Source organism: Pseudobacillus sp. 179-B 2D1 NHS (assembly GCF_045370945.1).
Classification (GTDB): domain Bacteria; phylum Bacillota; class Bacilli; order Bacillales; family Domibacillaceae; genus Pseudobacillus.
The window spans coordinates 224174-243624 of the sequence record NZ_JBIQDP010000002.1 but is presented as its reverse complement, the minus strand read 5'-3'; the positions used below and the strand labels follow the sequence as shown (position 1 = coordinate 243624).

The following is a 19451-nucleotide window of genomic DNA, read 5'->3' as shown; positions in this document are numbered from 1 at the left end:
GTCTAATGTGCTTGATGGTCTAAATTTAAAGGAAATTGAAAGCAGCGTTCATTCTTTTTGATACATGCTATACATGTTAGAAAAGATGGCACGTTTTCTTACGAAAGGAAGGTCCGTATGACGGATTTATATAATTGGATTTTTTGTGAAGAAGCAGATTTATCTAAAAGAGCTCTAATTACACAAACAGGGACGTACACGTTAGGAGACCTAAAGAAAAGTGTCAAAGAATATCATTCAATTTTGAAAGATATGGGTGATATCAAAGGGAAAAAAGTAGCGATCATTGTACCAGGGGTGGCTACTTTTTTAAGTATCTTACTCACGGTGAACAAGTTAGGCGGAACAGTTGTCCCGATAAGCCCACTCTTAAGAAAAGAAGATTTAACTCAAATCCTATCCTTTATTGATCCGCATATCGTCTTTACAGTCAAGGAACACAACGGTTTCTATTTAGAAAAAACTGTGCGGGCATGGGCAGGCTCTGTGGGTGAGGAGGTTGCGATCATTGAATCAGCCGATGGTCATGAATGGAAAACGGAGATCATTGCTGGGAAACCAAAACGAAGGGAAGCGGACCACTCGCCTTACATCATCGGGTGCACATCCGGCAGCACGGGAACACCAAAGGGAATAATAGTTGATAGAGCCTTTTTTGAGTTTGCCGAAAGGGCACTAACTAAGGGGGCTAGCCTCTCAAAAGAAGACAAGGTTTTCCTGGTGGTTCCAACATCGGTGTTGTATGGGCTTTGCTGGCTGCTGGCGGGGCTTCATTCTCAAATCACGATTGTTGCTACTGAATCATTTAGTTTTCCGGCAATTTTAAAACTAATGAAGTGGAATCCTGCGAATAAACTAGTGACCAGTCCTTCGTTATTCAAAGCTTTATGTATGTTTGACAAAGTTAGTGATATATCTGTGCTTAAATCGCTAACGGAAGTAAGCTTGGCTGGGGAAATGATTACGGCCGAATTTTTTGAAGGACTTGACCCCTTACATCATTGTAAAATCACTAGTATGTATGGTCTCTCGGAATTAGGAGCCCTTATGTACACAGAGTCTGATATTCGGGAGGGAGTAGAATGGTCGTTAACACCTGGAGTGGCGTATAATTTGGAGAATCTATCCAAAGAAGGCGTAGGTGAATTACATTTTAAAACACCTTGTAAATTTCTTGGCTATTATAAATGCCCGGAGCTAACAGAAGAACTGTATAAAGAAGGCTGGTTTAGTACAGGAGATTTGGCGAAAATCACGAGTGAGCAAAAAATTAAAGTCGTTGGTCGAAAAAAAGATATGATCAAGAAAGGCGGACAACAGGTTATCCGGGGCGAAATTGAACAAATGCTAACGAAGCATGAAGCAGTAGAAAAAGCAGCGGTTTTAGGAATGCCTCATGCCATCTTTGGCGAACAAGTCATTGCTTTTATTATCAAAAAGAAAGAAATTCCATTAAGCGAGATTTACAATTATTGTAGAGACCGTTTGGCCAGTTTCAAGGTTCCGGATAAGATTTTTATTTTGGAAGATATTCCTTTAGTTCAAGGAAAAGTGGATAAAGTGACCTTAAAGCAAGAGGCGCAAAAATTAATTGCGAATATTGAAGAAAAGAGTTAATTCTTTTACATGGTGAGACGGTTTATCTTAATAAAAGCATTCCTTTTAAAAAGCTCATACATAGCTGAAGAGGAAGGAAATCAGAATGAAGTACAGGTCTCTGAAAAATCATCTAACATTTGATTGCAAGACAACCATTTCGCTATTTCTAATAACTGAAAATATGCTAAACTAAAAAAAGTTCCACTATTCACGACACTTTTACCAAATGTAGAATCCGCATTCCCTCTCACTTTTCGGCATAGTCTGGGGAAACATTGCCACTCATTTGCGAGTGAACGATAGATAGACAAACTGATAGGAACAGATGCCCGATTGCTTTTTTGATAAAGCAGTATAAGTGATTATTGTTGAAAGAGGAGGAGAAACAATGCGTTATTTAAATTACATTAATGGACAGTGGAAAGAACCAATTACAGGGGAATACAAAGAAAATACAAGTCCTCATAATGGAGAAATTCTAGGGGAATTTCCTTCTAGCTCAAAAGAGGATGTTCAAGAAGCAGTAGCAGCAGCGAAGGAAGCGTTTTTGTCATGGAAAAAATGCTCTTCCCAAACACGGGCATCCTATCTGCGTAAGGCAGCAGCGATCTTAAGTGAAAATATAGAAGAAGTAGGGCGGGACTTGGCGCTTGAAGAAGGTAAAACACTTGCAGAATCAATTGGAGAGACACAGCGTGCCATTAGTATTCTAGAGTATTACGCAGCAGAAGGTCTTCAGCCAATCGGTGACGTGATTCCATCTGCCAATGCAGACACACTTTTATATACGAACCGTGTCCCACTTGGCCCAATTGCATTAATTACTCCTTGGAACTTTCCAATCGCTATTCCAGTTTGGAAACTCGCACCAGCTCTTATTTATGGAAACACAATAGTGATTAAGCCAGCAGATCTTACTCCGAAGTCTGTTTATCACGTCATGAAAGCCTTTGACGAAGCTGGGATGCCAGCGGGTGTTGTAAACTGTGTATTCGGAAGAGGGTCGGTAGTCGGCAATGAGCTTGTAGAAAACCCGGGAATCAAAGCTATTTCTTTCACCGGCTCTAATCAGGTTGGTTTGCAAATTCAAAATCAAGCAACAGCAAATGGGAAAAAGGCGCAGTTAGAAATGGGTGGAAAAAACCCATTGATCGTACTCGCAGATGCTGATGTAGAAAAAGCTGTGAGTATTGCTATAAATGGCGCTTTTAAATCTACCGGACAAAAATGTACGGCAACGAGTCGTGTGATTGTCGAAGAGGGAATCTATGAAGCATTTCGTGATCGTTTAGTTGAACGTACGAAAGAATTAAAAGTGGGAAATCCCCTTGAAGCAGATTCATTTATGGGACCGGCAGTATCAAAAAACCAAAGAGACGGCGTGCTAGCTATGATAGAAGCTGGCAAGAAAGAAGCGACTCTTCTGTGCGGAGGCGAGATGGCAGCGAATGAAGAGCTTGCCAGCGGTTTTTATGTGCAGCCAACCATTTTTGAAAATGTATCTCGGAATGCTCGAATTGCCAGGGAAGAAATTTTCGGACCTGTCATTGCCTTATTCAAAGTAAAGAGCTATGAACAGGCAATTGATATGGCTAATGATACAGAATATGGTTTAAGTGCAGCTATCTGTACAAATAATCTTACCTTTGCTCATCGCTTTGCGGATGACATTGAAGCAGGGATTATTCATGTAAATTCAGAAACAGCTGGTGCTGAGCCGCAAGTTCCGTTTGGCGGCTGTAAAGCATCCAGCACGGGTTCACGCGAACAAGGCAAAACGGCAATTGAGTTTTATACACAGGTTAAAACGGTTTACATGGATCGAATGTAATTTCTTCTTATTAAAAGAACAAGGAACAGCCCCTCTGACAGCTTCGTCAAAGGGGCTGTTATGTCGTAGAAATAGACCTCGCTTGTTTAAATCATATCGCTAGTAGCAGGTAAATAGGTAATTGATTTTCACTTTTTCTCCATGATCATAACAGAAGAAGTCACACTTGCAGTCAATTTCCCATTTTGTTTTAATTCTGCAGTCAGATAGGAAACCGTGCGACCGAACTTCTCTACCTTGACTTCGATGTCCACTTCGCCGGTAAAGGTAGGGCGGTGAAAAGTTGTTTGCAAGTTAATTGACGCAAACGTTTGGTTTTCATGCAATAACGGAGTAATGGCATAAGCCATCATAATATCAGCCGCCGCTGCTACGAAACCTCCCATGATGACACCATTCCCATTTAGCAGCCGGTCCTCAATCGACCAGGTTCCTTTTGAATACCCTTCCCCTGCTTCCACTACTTTTACACCAAGTGTTGTATCGCAGGCCGGTGGAGCACTTTCCCCGCGGATCACTTCATTTAAATTAATCGTCTTAATCATTCTTATCCATCCTCCTATATAAATAAGCGCTTTCAAAACAATAAATAAACTATTCGTCAACGTATGCTAGATCTCCTGCATTAACATTAAATGAACGATCGTAAAAAGAGTGTTACATTGAATTTATACACTAGAAGGATAAATTAATGTGGCGGCACAGAGGATGAACAAACTCTTCAAAAACCAATACAGACGGGTGTATGAGCCATTTAAAGAGGGAAAGATACAAGTAAATTATTTAGTTGGCAGAAGGGATGAGAAAGAGATGCCGTTTATTCGGAGTGTAGTGACTGAGAATCCGCCGTATCGTTTTGATCAAAAAGAAGTAGTAAAAGTTGTAAGGAGTTTGTTTGGAGAGCATTACACCGATATTGAGCGACTATTGCGGGTATTCGGTAACGGACAAATTGAAAGCCGATATTTTGCAGCTCCATTATCATGGTTTGAGAAAGAGAGAGGATTAGAGGAAAAAAATCAGAAATATATTGAAGAATCTGTCCGTCTCGGAAGCAGAGCTGTCACAAAGTGCTTGCAAGAAGCCAAGATCAATAAAGAGGACATTGATGCCTTAATTTTTGTCTCCAGCTCGGGAATGGCGACACCGACTATTGATGCCCGTATTATGAATGAACTAAAATTTCCTGCTCATATAAAGAGAATCCCACTTTGGGGACTCGGTTGTGCAGGTGGTGCAGCAGGGATCAGCCGGGCACATGATTATTGTCTTGCTTATCCGGGCGCTAAAGTGCTCGTACTCTGCGTCGAATTATGTAGCTTAACTTTTCAGCATGCTGATATGTCAAAAAGCAATTTGATCGGCACGTCCTTATTTGCCGATGGTGCAGCGTGTGCGCTAGTTACTGGTGAAGAGGCACAAGTTGAGGGAGCAGGATTCTTTACTAAAGATACACAGTCCACACTAATGCCTGATGCTGAAGACGTTATGGGCTGGGATGTAAAAGAAGGAGGGCTGCACGTCGTTTTCTCTAGGGATATTCCGAATATTATTGAAAACTGGTTAAAGCCCAATGCCGCTCTTTTTTTAGGTAAGCTCGGCAAAGAATTAATTGAAATCGACCACTTTATTGCCCATCCAGGTGGAAAAAAAGTAATTGATGCCTACGAAAAGTCACTAGGATTTCCAAAAGAGAAAACGGCCCCATCAAGAAACGTGTTAGCCTCTCACGGGAACATGTCCTCTCCGACAGTGCTATACGTTTTAAAGGAAGTGATGAGTCAGCAGCCTGCTTCTGGTGAACAGGGACTACTCACGGCGCTTGGACCGGGGTTTAGTTCAGAGATGATCTGGATGGAATGGGGAGAGAAGCAATCATGAACTTTTTTTTTATCCTATTCATTTTTGTTGTTATCCAACGGCTGTTGGAAGTTATTTATGCTCGCTCCAATGAAAAGAGAATGAGAGCTCAGGGGGCTATAGAAATAGGAGCGGATCATTATAAATGGATTGTATGGCTCCACATCCTATTCTTTGTTTCTTGGCTAGCAGAAGCCCTTTATTTGGGAACAGAGCTGGCATGGGGGTGGCAGTGGTATTTTACTGTTTTTTTAATTGCTCAAGTACTTCGTATCTGGTCTCTTGCGTCTCTTGGTCCATTTTGGAATACAAAAATTCTTGTTCTTCCAGGAGCATGGAGAGTAAAACGTGGTCCATACCGCTGGATCTCCCATCCAAACTATGTAGTAGTAGCTACTGAGATTGTCACACTTCCGCTCATCTTCGGAGCATGGAGAACAGCATTAATTTTTTCTGTTGCAAATGCACTGTTATTGCTTTTCGTACGAATCCCTGCAGAAGAAAAGGCACTGCAAAAATTGAAAAGAATTTAAAGCAGCCGATATTTTCTTTTATTACCCCCTTTCTATCATAAGAATAAGATGAACAATCGTTGAACAAGGAGAGGAAGGATGTGAAAAATAACAAATACCTGATAGAATAGAACATAAGATTTTGATTATTTTTACTACGACACCTATATAGATAGAGAGGATAGGGATGAATATGTGGCCTTTTCCCAAGCGAAAAAAGAATGAAGTAAAGGCAAAAAAAGGATACTACATGGCTGCCAAAGACCAAATCGATGAGAGGGAAATAGAGATTTTGTCTAGTAAAGTAAGATGGGCTCTGCAGCATTCAGTTAATAAAGAAATTATTTTTTTATGCATCGGGTCCGATCGTTCGACAGGAGATTCGCTCGGCCCTCTCGTTGGAACGATGCTGAAAAAAGAAAAAATTCCCTATCCTATATACGGTACGCTGGAAGAGCCTGTCCACGCTTTAAATTTAGAAAAGGTTTTAAAGGAAATTTATAAAACACATAGTGATCCATTGGTGTTTGGAATTGATGCTTGTTTAGGGGATGAACATCAAATTGGCTTTATTCTCTTTAAAGAAGAACCGTTTATCCCGGGAAACGCTCTTAATAAAGCTTTGCCTCAAGTAGGGGATTTGCATTTGAGGGCAATAGTGAATTATTTAGATCCGCTATCACCTGCACAGTCTTTAAATAACACCCGGCTTTACACAGTGATCAATCTTGCAAAAGCAATTACGAAAGTGATCACTAAGACACTTTCTACTGAAAGGATTTCATTAACATAAAAAGTAAAAATTTTTTGGCTCTGCAAAATCGCTATTCTTTCTATTTATCTGTACTTTTCCAGTGTAATAGAAGGGGTTTGATCTTTACAGAAAGAGTAAGTTATAATTTTTATAAGGTATACGATATACAATAAAGGGAAGAGGGATGGACAATTGGCAAACAATTGGTCAGAGGAGAATTTGCTCTCTATACGCGAAAGAGCATATTTGTACTTAAAAGACTTAATATTGGACGGTGAGCTTAAGACGGGAGATCGTCTAGTAGAGAGGGAGCTGGCTGAAAAACTAAATATTAGTCGCACACCGATCCGTGAAGCCTTATTCAGATTAGAGTCACAGGGTTTTGTAAAAACAGTGCCAAGAAAAGGTGTTATTGTGGCAGATATTTCAGATAAAGAGATTATTGAAGTATTCACTATCCTTTCTTCTTTGGAGGTCTTGGCTGCGAAGTTAGCTGTTCAAAAGCTTGACGATGAAACGAAGCAAAAGTTTGCTCATTATATAGAAGAGGTAGAAACACAGCTAAAAGATGAGAAAGAATCAGATTTTTCGGACTTGCATACCGAATTAAATTACTTGTTATACAGTTCTGCAAAAAATGCCAAACTACATGAAATGCTAAGCAGCTTAACCGATTACATAAGGGCTTTTGCAAAAACAGGATTTAAAAAGTCGGGAAGACCCAGACAATCTATGGAAGAACACCTTAATATTATGAAGGCAATCATTAATCAGGAAGCTGAAATGGCAGAGTATTTAACCAAAATCCACATTGAAAATTCAAAAAAAGCTTATATAGAGGCAGTCAATCAAGACAAAAAAGCTAAAGAAAAACTCTAAAAGATCAGGAAGGACATAGAAGTCCTTCTTTTTTCATTCATTTGAAATGAGGAGAAGCTACATCATTCCTATTATATAGCCAATGTATGAGGACTATCAGACTTGCAAACGGAGGAACAGGAATAGTTTGTTGAAATTGTCTAAATTTTTAAAATCATTTGACTAAAAACTATCTTTAGTGATATATTGATTTTAATCTTTTTGACTTGTTACTAGAGATACTAAAAGAAGGAGGGATAAGATGAAGGGATTTGGATAGTAGACAGAGAATAAAAAGCCGATTGAGGGAATTCTTGTCCATCAGCCTGTTGGAGATTAGGCTGAAAAATGGCAAGAAATAATTTTTCGGAGATATTGGTATACAATGCACAGTATACAAAAAGATGAAAAACAAGATTAAAGAGAGAATACTATCTCTGTAAAAAAATAAAAGCGCTTTCTATTTGCTGTTTTTGTCTATAAAAGGAAAATATAATGAGTTGCTTTTGTACAAGTATTTTTTGCTGCTCAACTCTTCCTTCTTGCCAATGAGTATGAAATAAAGCATTGATTTGCCTGGCTTTTTATCTTATTAAACATTGGAGGAAAGATATGGAACTAACATTAGCTCACTGGCTTTATGCGCTTGTTACTGTGGCAGTTATTTCTACAATGCTCTTTAGAAAAGGGGTTGTTTTGCCTGTTATCATTGGTACATTTTTAGTAGCTATTGTATATAAAGGCAATGTTATTTCTGGATTTCAAGCAGTTTTTAACGCGAATCTTGTAGCAGCTAAAGAACTTTTCAGCATCTTTCTTATCATTTCTTTAATGATTGCTCTCCTCAATTCTTTAAAGGACTTAGGAGCTGATAAGAAATTAATTGCTCCTATACAAAAAGTAATGGTAAACGGACATGTCTCTTATTTTATTTTAATTATTATCACTTATGTTATTTCACTCTTTTTCTGGCCCACTCCTGCTGTGCCGCTCATTTGTGCTTTGCTCGTACCAGCAGCTGTCCGGGCAGGCCTTCCATTGATGACTGCCGGAATGGTTATTGTCATTGCAGGGCAAGGAATGGCGCTTTCTTCCGATTATATTATCCAGGTCGCCCCTATGCTCAGCGCAAAGGCAGCGGGAATTGATAAACTATTGGTTACTGATAAAGTGTTGGTTCTTTCCCTTGTGACTGGCTTGAGCGCCCTTTCCATTGTTTATATGAAAGCCCGAAAAGCGATTTCACAAAATTCAGCTGCTAGATCGGAAGCTGATTTTAATGAAGAGGAAAAGGCTTACTTCAATGTCGCTGATGAACTAGCTGCAACGGTAGATGAAAATGCAGAAATCGTTCAACGAAAACAAACATGGGGGAAAGTATTTGCAGTAATCGTTCCTTTATCAATGTTAGCGGTTATGATTTATATGTTTTCAACAAAGCTTGTTGGCGGTTCTGGATTTGAAGGAACAGACGGAGCGGCTTTTGTCGGAGGGGTAGCGACTATCCTATTAATATTAGCTACGATTGCTTTTAATCGCATTCATGCGCTTGATAAAATTAGTGACCATTTAACAGAAGGATTTGTCTTTGCTTTTCGAGCGATGGCTCCTGTTATTCCGATTGCTGGCTTCTTTTTTATGGGTAGTGGAGAATTCACAGGCTCGATCCTCTCTTTAAAGGAAGGAGCTGCTACGCCAGCCTTTCTCTTTGATATGGTACAGGCAGGTCAAACTTTTATTCCTCAGAACGCTCTATTTGCTGGGATTGGTATTCTTATTGTAGGTTTAATTACTGGATTGGATGGTTCTGGATTTTCTGGTCTTCCACTAACAGGGGCATTGTCTGGTGCATTAGCAGATGGAGTAGGGATGGACCCGTCAACGATGGCCGCGATTGGACAAATGGGAGCGATCTGGGGAGGAGGAACCATTGTTGCCTGGTCTTCACTTGTAGCTGTAGCAGGCTTTCTTCAATTGTCGCCGATTGAACTGGCCAGAAAGAATTTTATCCCGGTTATAGTTGGGTTATTCATTGCGACATTGCTGGCTATTGTAATTTGGTAATGACAGCTTCAAAGGCGATTGTTTAGCACGCAGGACGACCTGAAAGACAGAAACCAACTGTTCTTTTGGATCGTCCTGTTTTAAAGTAGGAAAGAAAGGAGAGTGAGATTATGAGAGTTGGTTTGATAGGGATAGGAAAATTAGGCATGGCCATGATGAAGCATTGGTCTGACAGCAATCAAACAGTAGCAGTATATCACCCAGACAAGTTGAAAGCAGAAAAGTTTGTTCAACATTATCAACACGGACAGGTACTCATGGAGAAAGATCTTCTAAACTTAGATATTCTTGTTCTAGCTTTGCCGGCGAAAGAGGTCATTCCGTTTATTGAGCAATTTATAGCTAAAGAAATCGGTACTTCCAGCATGCATGTCGTTAACATGGCTACCACTCTTTATACGAAAGAAGTAAAACACAAATTTCCCCACTTATCCATTTATGGGGTAAAGTTTATGGGCCATAGCAGAGAGTTACTGGAGCGGGGGAATGGCCTATTTATTGCAGAGTCCCCATTGCCATCTAGCATCCAAAAAATATTTCAATTTCTCGGTGAAATCAAGCAGGATAGTGAAGAGCGGCTAGTTCAAGTGAATAAATTAGCAACTTATCATGCAGTTAAAACAGCCTTAGACATTGAACGTGAATTCACAAAGAAAGAACTTGATATAAAATATGTCGAACGAGCGTTAACTTCCATTGCTCCCGAAGTGTTGCGTTCTTACAGTGAAGGAACACTTGGTCATTTCGGGAGAGAGGTCGCAGCTGAATTGCAGAGGGAGCGTAGAAGTATTCTCGACAGGACATAAAAGGGAAGGCATAAAAGAAAGGCTGGCCCATATGTGAAGTTTATTTGCATACGAGCCAGTCTTTTTGAATATTTAGGGGGTCAGTAGCTGCAACATAAATAGGTATATCGCCACACACCCAATATAAAGGAAGGTAAACCCAAGATTCCAATTAGATATCTTGTAGGAGCTTTCTTTTGCAATATTGGACATCAAACCAATCGTTGCATTATACGGTCCTACTAAGAATGCAGACACCGCCCCAGCAAGCATGGCAACAGTCAGAACGGCTGGAGAAATTCCAATGACATCAGGAGCTAAAGCCTCTGCCATTAGAGCGAGCGTAACAGCAGGATGCAAACCGATAAAGGCAAAAGCCAAAGGGATAAGAGGCAGCAATATTAAAAAGAATTCTACGCCAATGACATTGATCAGGCTTGTAATCCAATCATATAGCAATTCATTGGTATGAGAGATTTTGATGGTTGAAATGAAAAAACCAGCAGACAGGTAAATAAAAAACTGATCCTTCATGCCAATAGAAAAAGCTCTAAAATGCTCCAATAATTGTTTGCCAAATGCTTTTCCTTTCCTTAATAAGAGCGACCAGACAAACGCAAAGGGAATAACTGCTAATGATACAAGAGTTAAAAAGGAATAAGAGAATTGCAGTTCAGCGATAGAAATAGTTACATTGAAAATAAGAATAGCGATCAAAATTTGCCATACCCGGCCCGCACGACTCGCTGGATGTTGTTCTACACTGACAGCCATTTCATGCATCGAGATACTGTCAGAAGAGAGGGGCATCTTTTTGGCTTTGCGGGAGCCTATGTACCAATCCATCAGCAATCCAAATAAGCTTAATGGAATAAGGTAAGGAAGAACAGAAACCCAGCTTACACCTGTCATTACAATTACAATTCCAACGATAGGGGTTACTGGTGCCCATGTTAAAGGCATGGCAAACCCGCGTGTAATTGCCCGGCTCATAAAGCGCTCTTTATGCTGAACAGGGAAAATGCTGAGGGCGGGCCTAATGGAATGATAAGTCATTGGCAAAGTAGCTAAATTCATAAAAATACTAAAAAAATAAGAGATACCAGAAGTAAGCATATAAAGGTGTCCAGATGTTTTTACCTTCTTCTGAATAAGAGACTGAATACTGCTTCCATATTCACCAAGTCGAATAGGTATGCCTAATATAGGAATAAGTACAAACATGGTTAGCAAGTCGAGCATCGGACCGAAAGAGAGAAGGTATTCCTGCCAAGATGCCCCGCTTGTCCAAAGCAGCCATAGGCCAGAGGCTAGAAAAATACTTCCCAATATTTGAACGAATTTTTTGGTTGCCCAAAATGTAATTGCCACCGCCGTAAGACAAAGAACAGAGAGAAGCGGCTGGATATCCCACTGGGGGAAGAGAGCAGAGAATAAATAGAAAGTGATAAGAACCAAAAACAAAAATCTGAGCATATGATCACCTAGCCTTTAATAATAGAGCGGACCCCGGTGTAATGTGAATTCGAAACACCACTCTTTTAATCGTGGAACGTTCTTTTATAGAAAAAGGTATACCAAAAAGGGCTGTTCAAGCAATGTTTTCTTAGTTTTTTCATATATTATATAATAATTTTGGTATTTGGTATACAATTTTATTTTTTTTTTTAATATTCATAGTATAATAAAACTAATTAATCAGTGGAGGGGTCAAAATGTATAACTTTTTATTTGGTTCTAAAAGAGCAATGGAGAAAGCAGAAAAAAAATTATTGAGATTGAGAAAAACACTTAATTTCTAAAGAATTGCAGGGCTATTCCATTGAATAGCCCTATTTTTATACATAGATGCTTCAAAAGAAGGTAAATAAAAAAGTCGGAGAGAATAGTTTTTCTCTCCGACTGGGAAGCCGATTGTCTACACGATTAGCTAAACAGCTACATGTTCTGATTTAACAAGTTTAGAATGCATCGAATCGGTACTATTCCCAGAAGCTTTAACAATTTCATCTAATTCTTCACGCGCTGCTTCAATGCTTTCAAATTTCTCAAAAAATTTAATGCCAATGTGATTGACGTATTCTTTTCCTTCATATTCTTCAAACAACTGAATTTTCATATCGTCATCTAACACTTCCGCAATGGTATACTTAGCCTTTAGATTATCAAAGAAATAAAAGTGATAAGTTTCAACCGGTTTTAATCCTTCATTATCGAGTACGGTTTGGAACGTATCTTTATTTGTTAATACTACATATTTTCCCACTTTCAACACTCCTTCATTAGATTAATTAATTTAAACTACTCTTGGAAAGGAAGACAAAGAAAGGTAACTATCTTTTTTTGGTGTTTTGTATACCAAATAATTCTATATCCCAGTCTAAACGATATTTTTCAAAAGTTCAAGATGTATTCTAAATATTTTAATAATTCTAATATATATTTGCTTTTTTTCTTTGGAAAGGCTATAATTTGGGCAGATATCCATTTTCATTTAATAAACAGAAAAGGAGCAGTGCTATGCCGAAAGTCAAACTTCATGTAGATGGATCCATTGTAGAACAAGAAGTAAAGGACAATGCTAATTTAGTCGTTTTGGCAGCGATCAGACAATTTCCTAAATTAAAGTATGGTTGTGGGATGGGTAGATGCACGAAATGCACCTGTCAAGTGATTGAAGGTACAGAGTCTCTCGGACCGCCAAACTGGAAAGAAGAAAAAATGCTCGGTGACAAAGTAAATGAGGGTTACCGGCTAACTTGTCAGTTAACAATCACAGGTGATGTTGAATTGTCGCAAGAAAACATTTCAATAAAGCCGCCCAAAAAACGAACCACTGCTACGATGAAGTAGTTTTTATTTTTTAACAATAAAGGTATACAAAATGCCAAAAGTCAAAAGCTGTTCAGGAGTTGATTGGCAATGAAGTGTTACAACTTAACGAAAATGACGTGGGAAGAAGTGGAGTCAGCGTTAGAAACTGTTCAGCTTGCAGTTGTACCTGTTGGTGCTCATGAACAGCATGGACCGCATATGACAGAAAGCTGCGATGCTGTACTGGCAGAGAAAATGGCTGAGCGGCTCGGTGATAGGATGTTTCCTTACGTGCTGATTACTCCAACAATTAGTATGGGCGTATCGCCACATCATTTGAATTTTCCTGGGACAATTTCTCTGCAGCCAGATACGTTAATCGCTATTTTAAGAGATGTTGTCTCGTCTTTACAACATCACGGTATTAAAAAGTTCTTGTTTTTAAATGCGCATGGTGGAAATATGGCTACCCTAAATACAGCATCCGCACTTTTGTCTAAAGAATTTGAAGTGGAAGTTTATTATGCTAAAACGACTGCTGCCGCAAAAGAATCTATAAAAAGTTATATTTCTTCTCCATTATTTGGACACAGCTGTGAGAGAGAAGTGTCCGAAGCCCTTTATTTAGCTCCAGAACTTGTACGTAAAGATAAGATAACAAAGGGAGAGATTCAAATTGAGGGAAGGTGGCGGCAGCTAAGGCCCGGCGGTGCTATTCAAGGCTTTTATCGTTATGAGGAGATGACAAAAAACGGCTGTATTGGAAATGCCATGGAGGCGAGTCGTGAAATAGGAGAAAAGATTGTCGAGGAGGCGCTTAACCGTTTGACGGAAGAGCTTTTGGAGTTGTTAGATTTAGAGAGAGTGAATATCAATGAGTTAAATTTTAAAAAAATTTGAAATATTATGTTTACAAATAAAGTGAAATAGTTTAGTATCAGTTCTAGAGGTATACCAAATAGTTTAATATAGTTCAAAAAGAGAGGGATAGAAGAGCCAATCTTTTTATTTTTAAACATATTTGGTATACAAAATATCAAATACCAATTTAAGTGCACCAATAAACCTAAGGAGGAGATTCATTATGACAGGTTTGTTATCGAAAGACGAATTTCGGAAAGAGTTAGAAGAAGCGATCAAGGGCAATCACAGCCAAAAGGCGCCATTCACTATTGCTTGGGCTGAAGGAAAATTGGAAAGAAAGCATTTTGCTAAATGGGCTGAAAATCACTACCATTACGTCGGGCCGTTCGCGGATTACCTGGCCTACATTTATCACAATACTCCTGATAATCCCAAATACACTTCTGCAAAAGACTTTACTTTACAAAACATGTATGAAGAAGAAATCGCTGCTGATCGCCATACTGATTTGCTCATTCGATTTGCAGAAGCTTGTGGAACAACGGGCGAACGCGTAATGGATCCAAATAATATGGCACCTACTACATTGGGCCTCCAAAGCTGGTGCTATGCAGTAGCGGCTCGTGAACATTTTGTTGTTGCCACTGCAGCTTTAGTTGTCGGTTTAGAATCTCAAGTTCCTGATATTTATAGAAAGCAAACACCAGCTTTACGTGAGGCATACGGATTTACAGATGAAGAAATTGAATTCTTCGATTTGCATATTGTATCGGATGAGATTCATGGAGAGCGCGGTTACAAAATTGTACTCGACCATGCCGATACACCTGAACTCCAGCAACGTTGCCTAGAAATCGTTCGTGTAGGGGCAAAGATGCGGCGGATGTATATGGATGGCTTATGGAGAGAGTATCTGGAGAAAGATCTTGGAGCATTAGTCCAATCTTAATGAACAATTAAACAATCAGCTCAATAAAGAGGTTTTAACTGGATGAGCATTTATAGCGGACCGTCAAATTTAATCTTGTGAAATCGAGGTTGTGAGTGACGGTCCGTTTTTCTTAGGGAATTTGTTTTCGCAAGAAAGGAAAGACATTAAGAAGAAAAGGTGATAATTGTGTTGACAACCAAAGTAATTACGTTCAGCAATTACATTAATGGCCAGTGGACAGAGTCTACAAGCGGCCGAACATTCGATAGTCTTAATCCTGCTAATAAAGAAGAAATCGTTGGTACGTTTCAAGCCTCAAACGATCAAGATATACAGCTTGCTATTGAAGCGGCCAACCGAGCTTTTCCGCAGTGGGCACAGACAGCTCCTTCCAAGCGGGCAGCTATCTTGAATCAAGCAGCAAGTATATTGGAAGAAAATGCAGATAAGCTGGCGGAGGAGTTAACCCGAGAAGAAGGAAAGCATATTAAGGATGCCAGAAATGAGGTCATAAGATCCGCACAAACATTTCGCTACTATGCGGTAGAGGGGCAGAGCTTTACCGGAGAAACCTTTCCGAACGATGATCCTCATATGAACGTGTCAACGGAAAGGGAACCGCTTGGTGTGGTTAGTGTGATTACTCCATGGAACTTTCCGCTTTCTATTCCCGCTAGAAAGATTGCGCCAGCTTTGATTACTGGAAATACGGTTGTATTCAAGCCTTCATCTGATACCCCGCTCATTGCTTTGCGTCTCGTTGAGGCATTACATAATGCCGGCATTCCTGAAGGCGTTATTAACTTCGTTACAGGAAAGTCATCGGACATAGGCAATCTGCTTGTTACCCATCCTTCGGTAAAGGCGGTTACTTTTACAGGATCAACGGCTGCAGGAGAGGATATTCACCGGAAATCATCCTTTACTACCCGGACACAAATGGAATTGGGAGGAAAAAACCCGATTATTGTTATGGATGATGCCGATATTGAACTAGCAGTGAACTTAACGATTAATGGTGGATTTTCCTTAACCGGACAGGCGTGCACTGGAACGAGCCGAGTGATTGTTCTAGAGGACGTGAAAGAAAGCTATATTCAAAAGCTAATTGAGAAAACAAGTGAGTTGAAAATTGGCAGTGGTTTTGAGGATGGAGTAAAAATTGGACCGCTCGCCAATGAAAAGCAGCTTAAAAATGTTTTGAAATACATTTCCTATGGAAAAGAAGACGGCGCTTCTTTAGTGTATGGCGGTGAACAGCTGACGGGAAAAGAATATCGTAATGGGTTTTATGTGCAACCGGCTGTTTTCACAGATGTCAGGCCGGATATGCGAATTGCAAGAGAAGAGATTTTTGGACCTGTTGTGGCGGTTATAGCAGTAGAAACATACGAAGAGGCTATAGCAATTGCCAATGATGTCGAGTATGGGTTATCAGCATCGATCGTCACAAATAACCTGAAGATTGCCCATCAATTTACAAAAGAAATTCAAGCGGGAACAGTCAAAGTAAATCGAACAACCACCGGTAACTTAATGAATGCTCCTTTCGGAGGCTTGAAAAAATCAAGCACCTCTACATTCCGTGAATCGGGTAGAACGGGGTTAGAATTTTTCACTCAAGTGAAAACAGTTTATATCGGCTATTAATAAAGAAAAGTAGAGGAGAACATAAATGAAAAAAGTATTAAAGCTAGAATTAGAAGAAGCGAAATTAATGATTGAAGCAGCAAAACAAAAATCAGAAGAAATACAGGTGCTCGAAACCATTGCCATAGTTGATGACGGAGGGAATCTTCTGGCCCTTGAACGGATGAATGGAGCGAGAATCACTGGACCGGAAATCGCCATCGCAAAAGCTTATACGGCATCCGGTCACAAGCGGTCTACCCATCTATTCAATAAAGAACCAAATGGACCTGCTCTTCCGGGAAATGAAGCATTTGGCATTCAATTGATGATCCCGGGTAAGTTTGCTGTATTTGTCGGTGGTTTTCCAATAGTGGTGAACGGTGAAGTAATTGGTGGAATCGGCATTAGCGGAGGGAATGGAGAACAGGATACGGCGGTTGGAACCGCTGCTTTGCAAGCCTTGCAGCAGCACCTTGAAAAAGACGGCTTAGAGGTAATCACAGAAGCTGATATAAAAAAATAAACATAGCGGGGACCTCATTCATAGTACCTGTCCAGGGTGGATGAGGTCCTTATTCGCCAATGGCTGAAGGCCCCATTCATTTTTATTAGAGAGAAAGGAAGATTTATTTGAAAGCTTATGTGGATTTAGCTATTGGGTTTGCCCGAACTGGTGTAACCGGCTATGGAGGCGGTCCTTCTACTATTCCGCTAATTGAGTACGAAGCAGTAGAAAAGTACAAGTGGGTGACAGAAGAGGAGTTTGGAGAAATACTAGCGCTTGCTAACACGTTACCTGGACCGATCGCTACGAAAATGGCAGCCTATATCGGGTTTAAAGTAAAAGGAAATTTAGGAGCAACTGTGGCGATTCTTACGCATATTGTACCATCTATTGTGGCGATGATTTTCTTATTGGGAGCACTGTATACTTTTCGACAGTCGCCAATAGTGAGCGGGATGGTTCAAGGCGTGACTCCAGTGATTGGATTTATGCTTGCAGAAATGGCTTATCGTTTTTTTGAAAATGGACGCAAGGGGCTAGGGCTATCAAGAATGCTTATATTTTCTATCGCTTCCCTCATATTTGTAGAACCGCTTGGCCTGCATCCCGGTATCTTAATCGCTGTTTTCCTCGCTACCGCTTTCTTCATTGCCTCCTACAAGGAAAAGGAAGCAGCTCGTGCGAATGAAAACAACATGCAAAGAAAGGAAAAAAGCTTATGATCTATTGGGATATTTTTTGGGCATTCTTCATTGCTAATTTGCTTGGCTACGGAGGCGGGCCATCAACCATTCCGTTGATTCAAAATGAAGTGGTTGAAAATTACGACTGGATGTCATTATCAGACTTTGCCGATGTGTTAGCGATTGCCAATGCGCTGCCAGGCCCCATCGCAACGAAACTGGCAGGCTTTATCGGGTATGATTTAGGGGGTGTTCTTGGTGCCGTGATAGCACTAGCGGCGACAATCCTTCCTTCTGCTATTGCCGTTATTATTTTATTTAAGTTTATAAACTTATTTAAAGATTCCCCTAAGGTTAAGTTGATGACAAAATCAGTTCAGCCAATTATTGCTGTATTACTCGCAGTGATGGCTTATCAATTTTTTTTAACGGCTTTTGAAGATAGCGGGGTATTCCACCTTTTATTATTGACGTTAGCCAGTTATTTGACACTTGGAAAACTAAAGGTCCATCCGTCATTAGTCATCGTTTGTGCTCTTTTTTACGGGGGATTTTTTTTATCATGATGGAGAGTAAGGAAGCTTGAAATAAAAAGCGGGTGATTATATGGAGATGAATTGGAAAGAGGAAAGTTTTTTATCCATACGGGAGTATGCCTATTTATATTTAAAAGAACGGATTCTTGAAGGGAAATATAAAGCAGGGGACCGTCTAATTGAAAGAGAGCTTGCTGCAAAGTTAGCCATTAGCCGTACACCGATCCGTGAGGCTCTATTTCGTCTCGAATCTCAAGGGTTTGTTCAAACAGTGCCAAGAAAAGGTGTTGTCGTTTCAGAGATTTCTGAAGAAGAGGTTATTGAAGTATTTACCATTCTTTCTTCATTAGAAGTGCTTGCAGCAAAATTAGCCGCACAGAGGATGGATGAAGAGACACAAAAAGAATTAGACGAAAAAATCCAACAGTTATTAAAGCTAGAAGAACAAGGGGAAGAAGATTTTAATAGTGAACACATCCAGATGAATCATCTTCTTAATAAGGCAGCCAAGAGTCCAAAATTATTCGAGATCTTATCGGGTTTAACAGATTATATTCATATGTCAGCAAATATGGGGTATGAAACGCCCGGAAGAAGAAAGGAGTCCTTAAAAGAACATCTTGATATTATGAAGGCTCTACGCAATAAAGAAATAGAAATGGCTGAATACTTAATGAGAATACACATTGAAAACTCTAAAAAAGCATATATCAGCTATATTCAACAAGTGAAAGAAAAAAGAACGAAAAACTAATAGTGTATAGACAGTTTATACGTAAAAATTCTGACATTTTTATATTGTTAGAAAATTCGTAATATGGTATATTGTATACCAAACAAAAGAGGAGGAAGAAAAAATGCCTAACATTCATTTTATTAATAGCCAAAAAACATTGGAAGTTCCGGAACACTCTAATATTTTAAGAATGTCTCTCCGCTATGATGGGGAATTGCCAAATCGCTGCGGCGGCGGAATTTGTGGTACCTGTGTATTTAAGACAGAAGAAGGGGTCGAATTTCTCGATAACGTAAAAATACAGGAAAGAAGAAAATTAGGAGAAGAGTGGCTGGAAAAAGGCTATCGATTAGGATGCCAGACATTTGTGACTACAGGTGATATTGCTGTTTCCTGGGATGAGGAAGTCACTCAACAAGTGAAAAAGAGAAAACCAGATAAACTGAAAAAAGAAGTATCCACGACTAAATAAATGCTTTTATCCAAT

At 39.7% G+C, this 19451-nt stretch carries 20 protein-coding genes; 17 read left to right on the top strand and 3 right to left on the bottom strand.

All coding sequences use genetic code 11. From position 1 onward, the window contains the following. Positions 1–117: 117 nt before the first annotated feature. Together ACH0BF_RS03540 and ACH0BF_RS03535 are read left to right on the top strand one after the other, a co-directional pair. Entirely contained in the window at positions 118–1617 is a 1500-nt protein-coding gene (locus ACH0BF_RS03540; protein WP_406908848.1) for a class I adenylate-forming enzyme family protein, read from the top strand. A 370-nt stretch (positions 1618–1987) separates the two neighbouring features. Then, entirely contained in the window at positions 1988–3430 is a 1443-nt protein-coding gene (locus tag ACH0BF_RS03535) for an aldehyde dehydrogenase family protein (RefSeq protein WP_340855279.1), read from the top strand. A gap of 128 nt (positions 3431–3558) precedes the next feature. Here ACH0BF_RS03535 and ACH0BF_RS03530 read toward each other — a convergent pair whose 3' ends face one another. Continuing rightward, on the bottom strand, positions 3559–3975 hold the full coding sequence (locus tag ACH0BF_RS03530; protein ID WP_120036620.1) for a PaaI family thioesterase: 417 nt from the start codon (positions 3973–3975) through the stop codon (positions 3559–3561). Positions 3976–4240: 265 nt separating this feature from the next. On the opposite strand from ACH0BF_RS03530, the gene ACH0BF_RS03525 reads away from it, so the two are divergent. The 6 genes from ACH0BF_RS03525 (at position 4241) to ACH0BF_RS03500 (ending at position 10284) form a co-directional block, all read left to right on the top strand. Next, entirely contained in the window at positions 4241–5311 is a 1071-nt protein-coding gene (locus tag ACH0BF_RS03525) for a type III polyketide synthase (RefSeq protein WP_340856459.1), read from the top strand. Further along, complete coding sequence (locus ACH0BF_RS03520) at positions 5308–5823, top strand: isoprenylcysteine carboxyl methyltransferase family protein (RefSeq protein WP_340855275.1); 516 nt, start codon at positions 5308–5310, stop codon at positions 5821–5823. The genes ACH0BF_RS03525 and ACH0BF_RS03520 overlap by 4 nt, the downstream gene beginning before the upstream one ends. Before the next feature lie 166 nt (positions 5824–5989). Next, a complete protein-coding gene (gene yyaC, locus ACH0BF_RS03515; RefSeq protein WP_340855273.1) occupies positions 5990–6595 on the top strand; it encodes a spore protease YyaC in 606 nt (201 codons plus the stop codon). Positions 6596–6748: 153 nt separating this feature from the next. Beyond that, on the top strand, positions 6749–7435 hold the full coding sequence (locus ACH0BF_RS03510; protein ID WP_340855270.1) for a GntR family transcriptional regulator: 687 nt from the start codon (positions 6749–6751) through the stop codon (positions 7433–7435). A gap of 591 nt (positions 7436–8026) precedes the next feature. After that, positions 8027–9478: a hypothetical protein gene (locus ACH0BF_RS03505; RefSeq protein WP_120036624.1), complete on the top strand. Its 1452-nt coding sequence runs from the start codon at positions 8027–8029 to the stop codon at positions 9476–9478. A gap of 110 nt (positions 9479–9588) precedes the next feature. Continuing rightward, a complete protein-coding gene (locus ACH0BF_RS03500) occupies positions 9589–10284 on the top strand; it encodes an NAD(P)-binding domain-containing protein (protein WP_340855268.1) in 696 nt (231 codons plus the stop codon). Positions 10285–10356: 72 nt separating this feature from the next. Here the strand turns inward: ACH0BF_RS03500 and ACH0BF_RS03495 are convergent, their stop codons facing one another. Together ACH0BF_RS03495 and ACH0BF_RS03490 are read right to left on the bottom strand one after the other, a co-directional pair. Next, entirely contained in the window at positions 10357–11739 is a 1383-nt protein-coding gene (locus tag ACH0BF_RS03495) for a hypothetical protein (protein WP_406908847.1), read from the bottom strand. Positions 11740–12193: 454 nt separating this feature from the next. Next, positions 12194–12529 carry a hypothetical protein gene (locus ACH0BF_RS03490; RefSeq protein ID WP_120036626.1) on the bottom strand — a complete coding sequence of 112 codons (336 nt, stop codon included), beginning with the start codon at positions 12527–12529 and terminating at the stop codon, positions 12194–12196. Between the two features lie 254 nt (positions 12530–12783). On the opposite strand from ACH0BF_RS03490, the gene ACH0BF_RS03485 reads away from it, so the two are divergent. From ACH0BF_RS03485 to ACH0BF_RS03445, 9 genes are all read left to right on the top strand, one after another. Next, entirely contained in the window at positions 12784–13116 is a 333-nt protein-coding gene (locus ACH0BF_RS03485; RefSeq protein ID WP_120036627.1) for a 2Fe-2S iron-sulfur cluster-binding protein, read from the top strand. A 69-nt stretch (positions 13117–13185) separates the two neighbouring features. After that, positions 13186–13977: a creatininase family protein gene (locus ACH0BF_RS03480; RefSeq protein ID WP_340855261.1), complete on the top strand. Its 792-nt coding sequence runs from the start codon at positions 13186–13188 to the stop codon at positions 13975–13977. A 184-nt stretch (positions 13978–14161) separates the two neighbouring features. Beyond that, positions 14162–14890 carry an iron-containing redox enzyme family protein gene (locus ACH0BF_RS03475; RefSeq protein ID WP_120036629.1) on the top strand — a complete coding sequence of 243 codons (729 nt, stop codon included), beginning with the start codon at positions 14162–14164 and terminating at the stop codon, positions 14888–14890. 165 nt (positions 14891–15055) lie between these two features. Continuing rightward, on the top strand, positions 15056–16522 hold the full coding sequence (locus ACH0BF_RS03470; protein WP_340856457.1) for an aldehyde dehydrogenase family protein: 1467 nt from the start codon (positions 15056–15058) through the stop codon (positions 16520–16522). Positions 16523–16547: 25 nt separating this feature from the next. Beyond that, complete coding sequence (locus ACH0BF_RS03465; protein ID WP_340855259.1) at positions 16548–17027, top strand: GlcG/HbpS family heme-binding protein; 480 nt, start codon at positions 16548–16550, stop codon at positions 17025–17027. 107 nt (positions 17028–17134) lie between these two features. After that, the gene (locus tag ACH0BF_RS03460; RefSeq protein ID WP_120036632.1) at positions 17135–17731 is read left to right on the top strand and encodes a chromate transporter; all 597 of its coding nucleotides are present in this window, start codon (positions 17135–17137) and stop codon (positions 17729–17731) included. Beyond that, positions 17728–18258, top strand: coding sequence for a chromate transporter (locus tag ACH0BF_RS03455; RefSeq protein WP_120036633.1), 531 nt, complete (start codon positions 17728–17730; stop codon positions 18256–18258). The genes ACH0BF_RS03460 and ACH0BF_RS03455 overlap by 4 nt, the downstream gene beginning before the upstream one ends. 40 nt (positions 18259–18298) lie before the next feature. After that, on the top strand, positions 18299–18982 hold the full coding sequence (locus ACH0BF_RS03450; RefSeq protein WP_120036634.1) for a GntR family transcriptional regulator: 684 nt from the start codon (positions 18299–18301) through the stop codon (positions 18980–18982). A 103-nt stretch (positions 18983–19085) separates the two neighbouring features. After that, positions 19086–19436 carry a 2Fe-2S iron-sulfur cluster-binding protein gene (locus tag ACH0BF_RS03445; protein WP_340855254.1) on the top strand — a complete coding sequence of 117 codons (351 nt, stop codon included), beginning with the start codon at positions 19086–19088 and terminating at the stop codon, positions 19434–19436. Positions 19437–19451 lie beyond the last annotated feature (15 nt).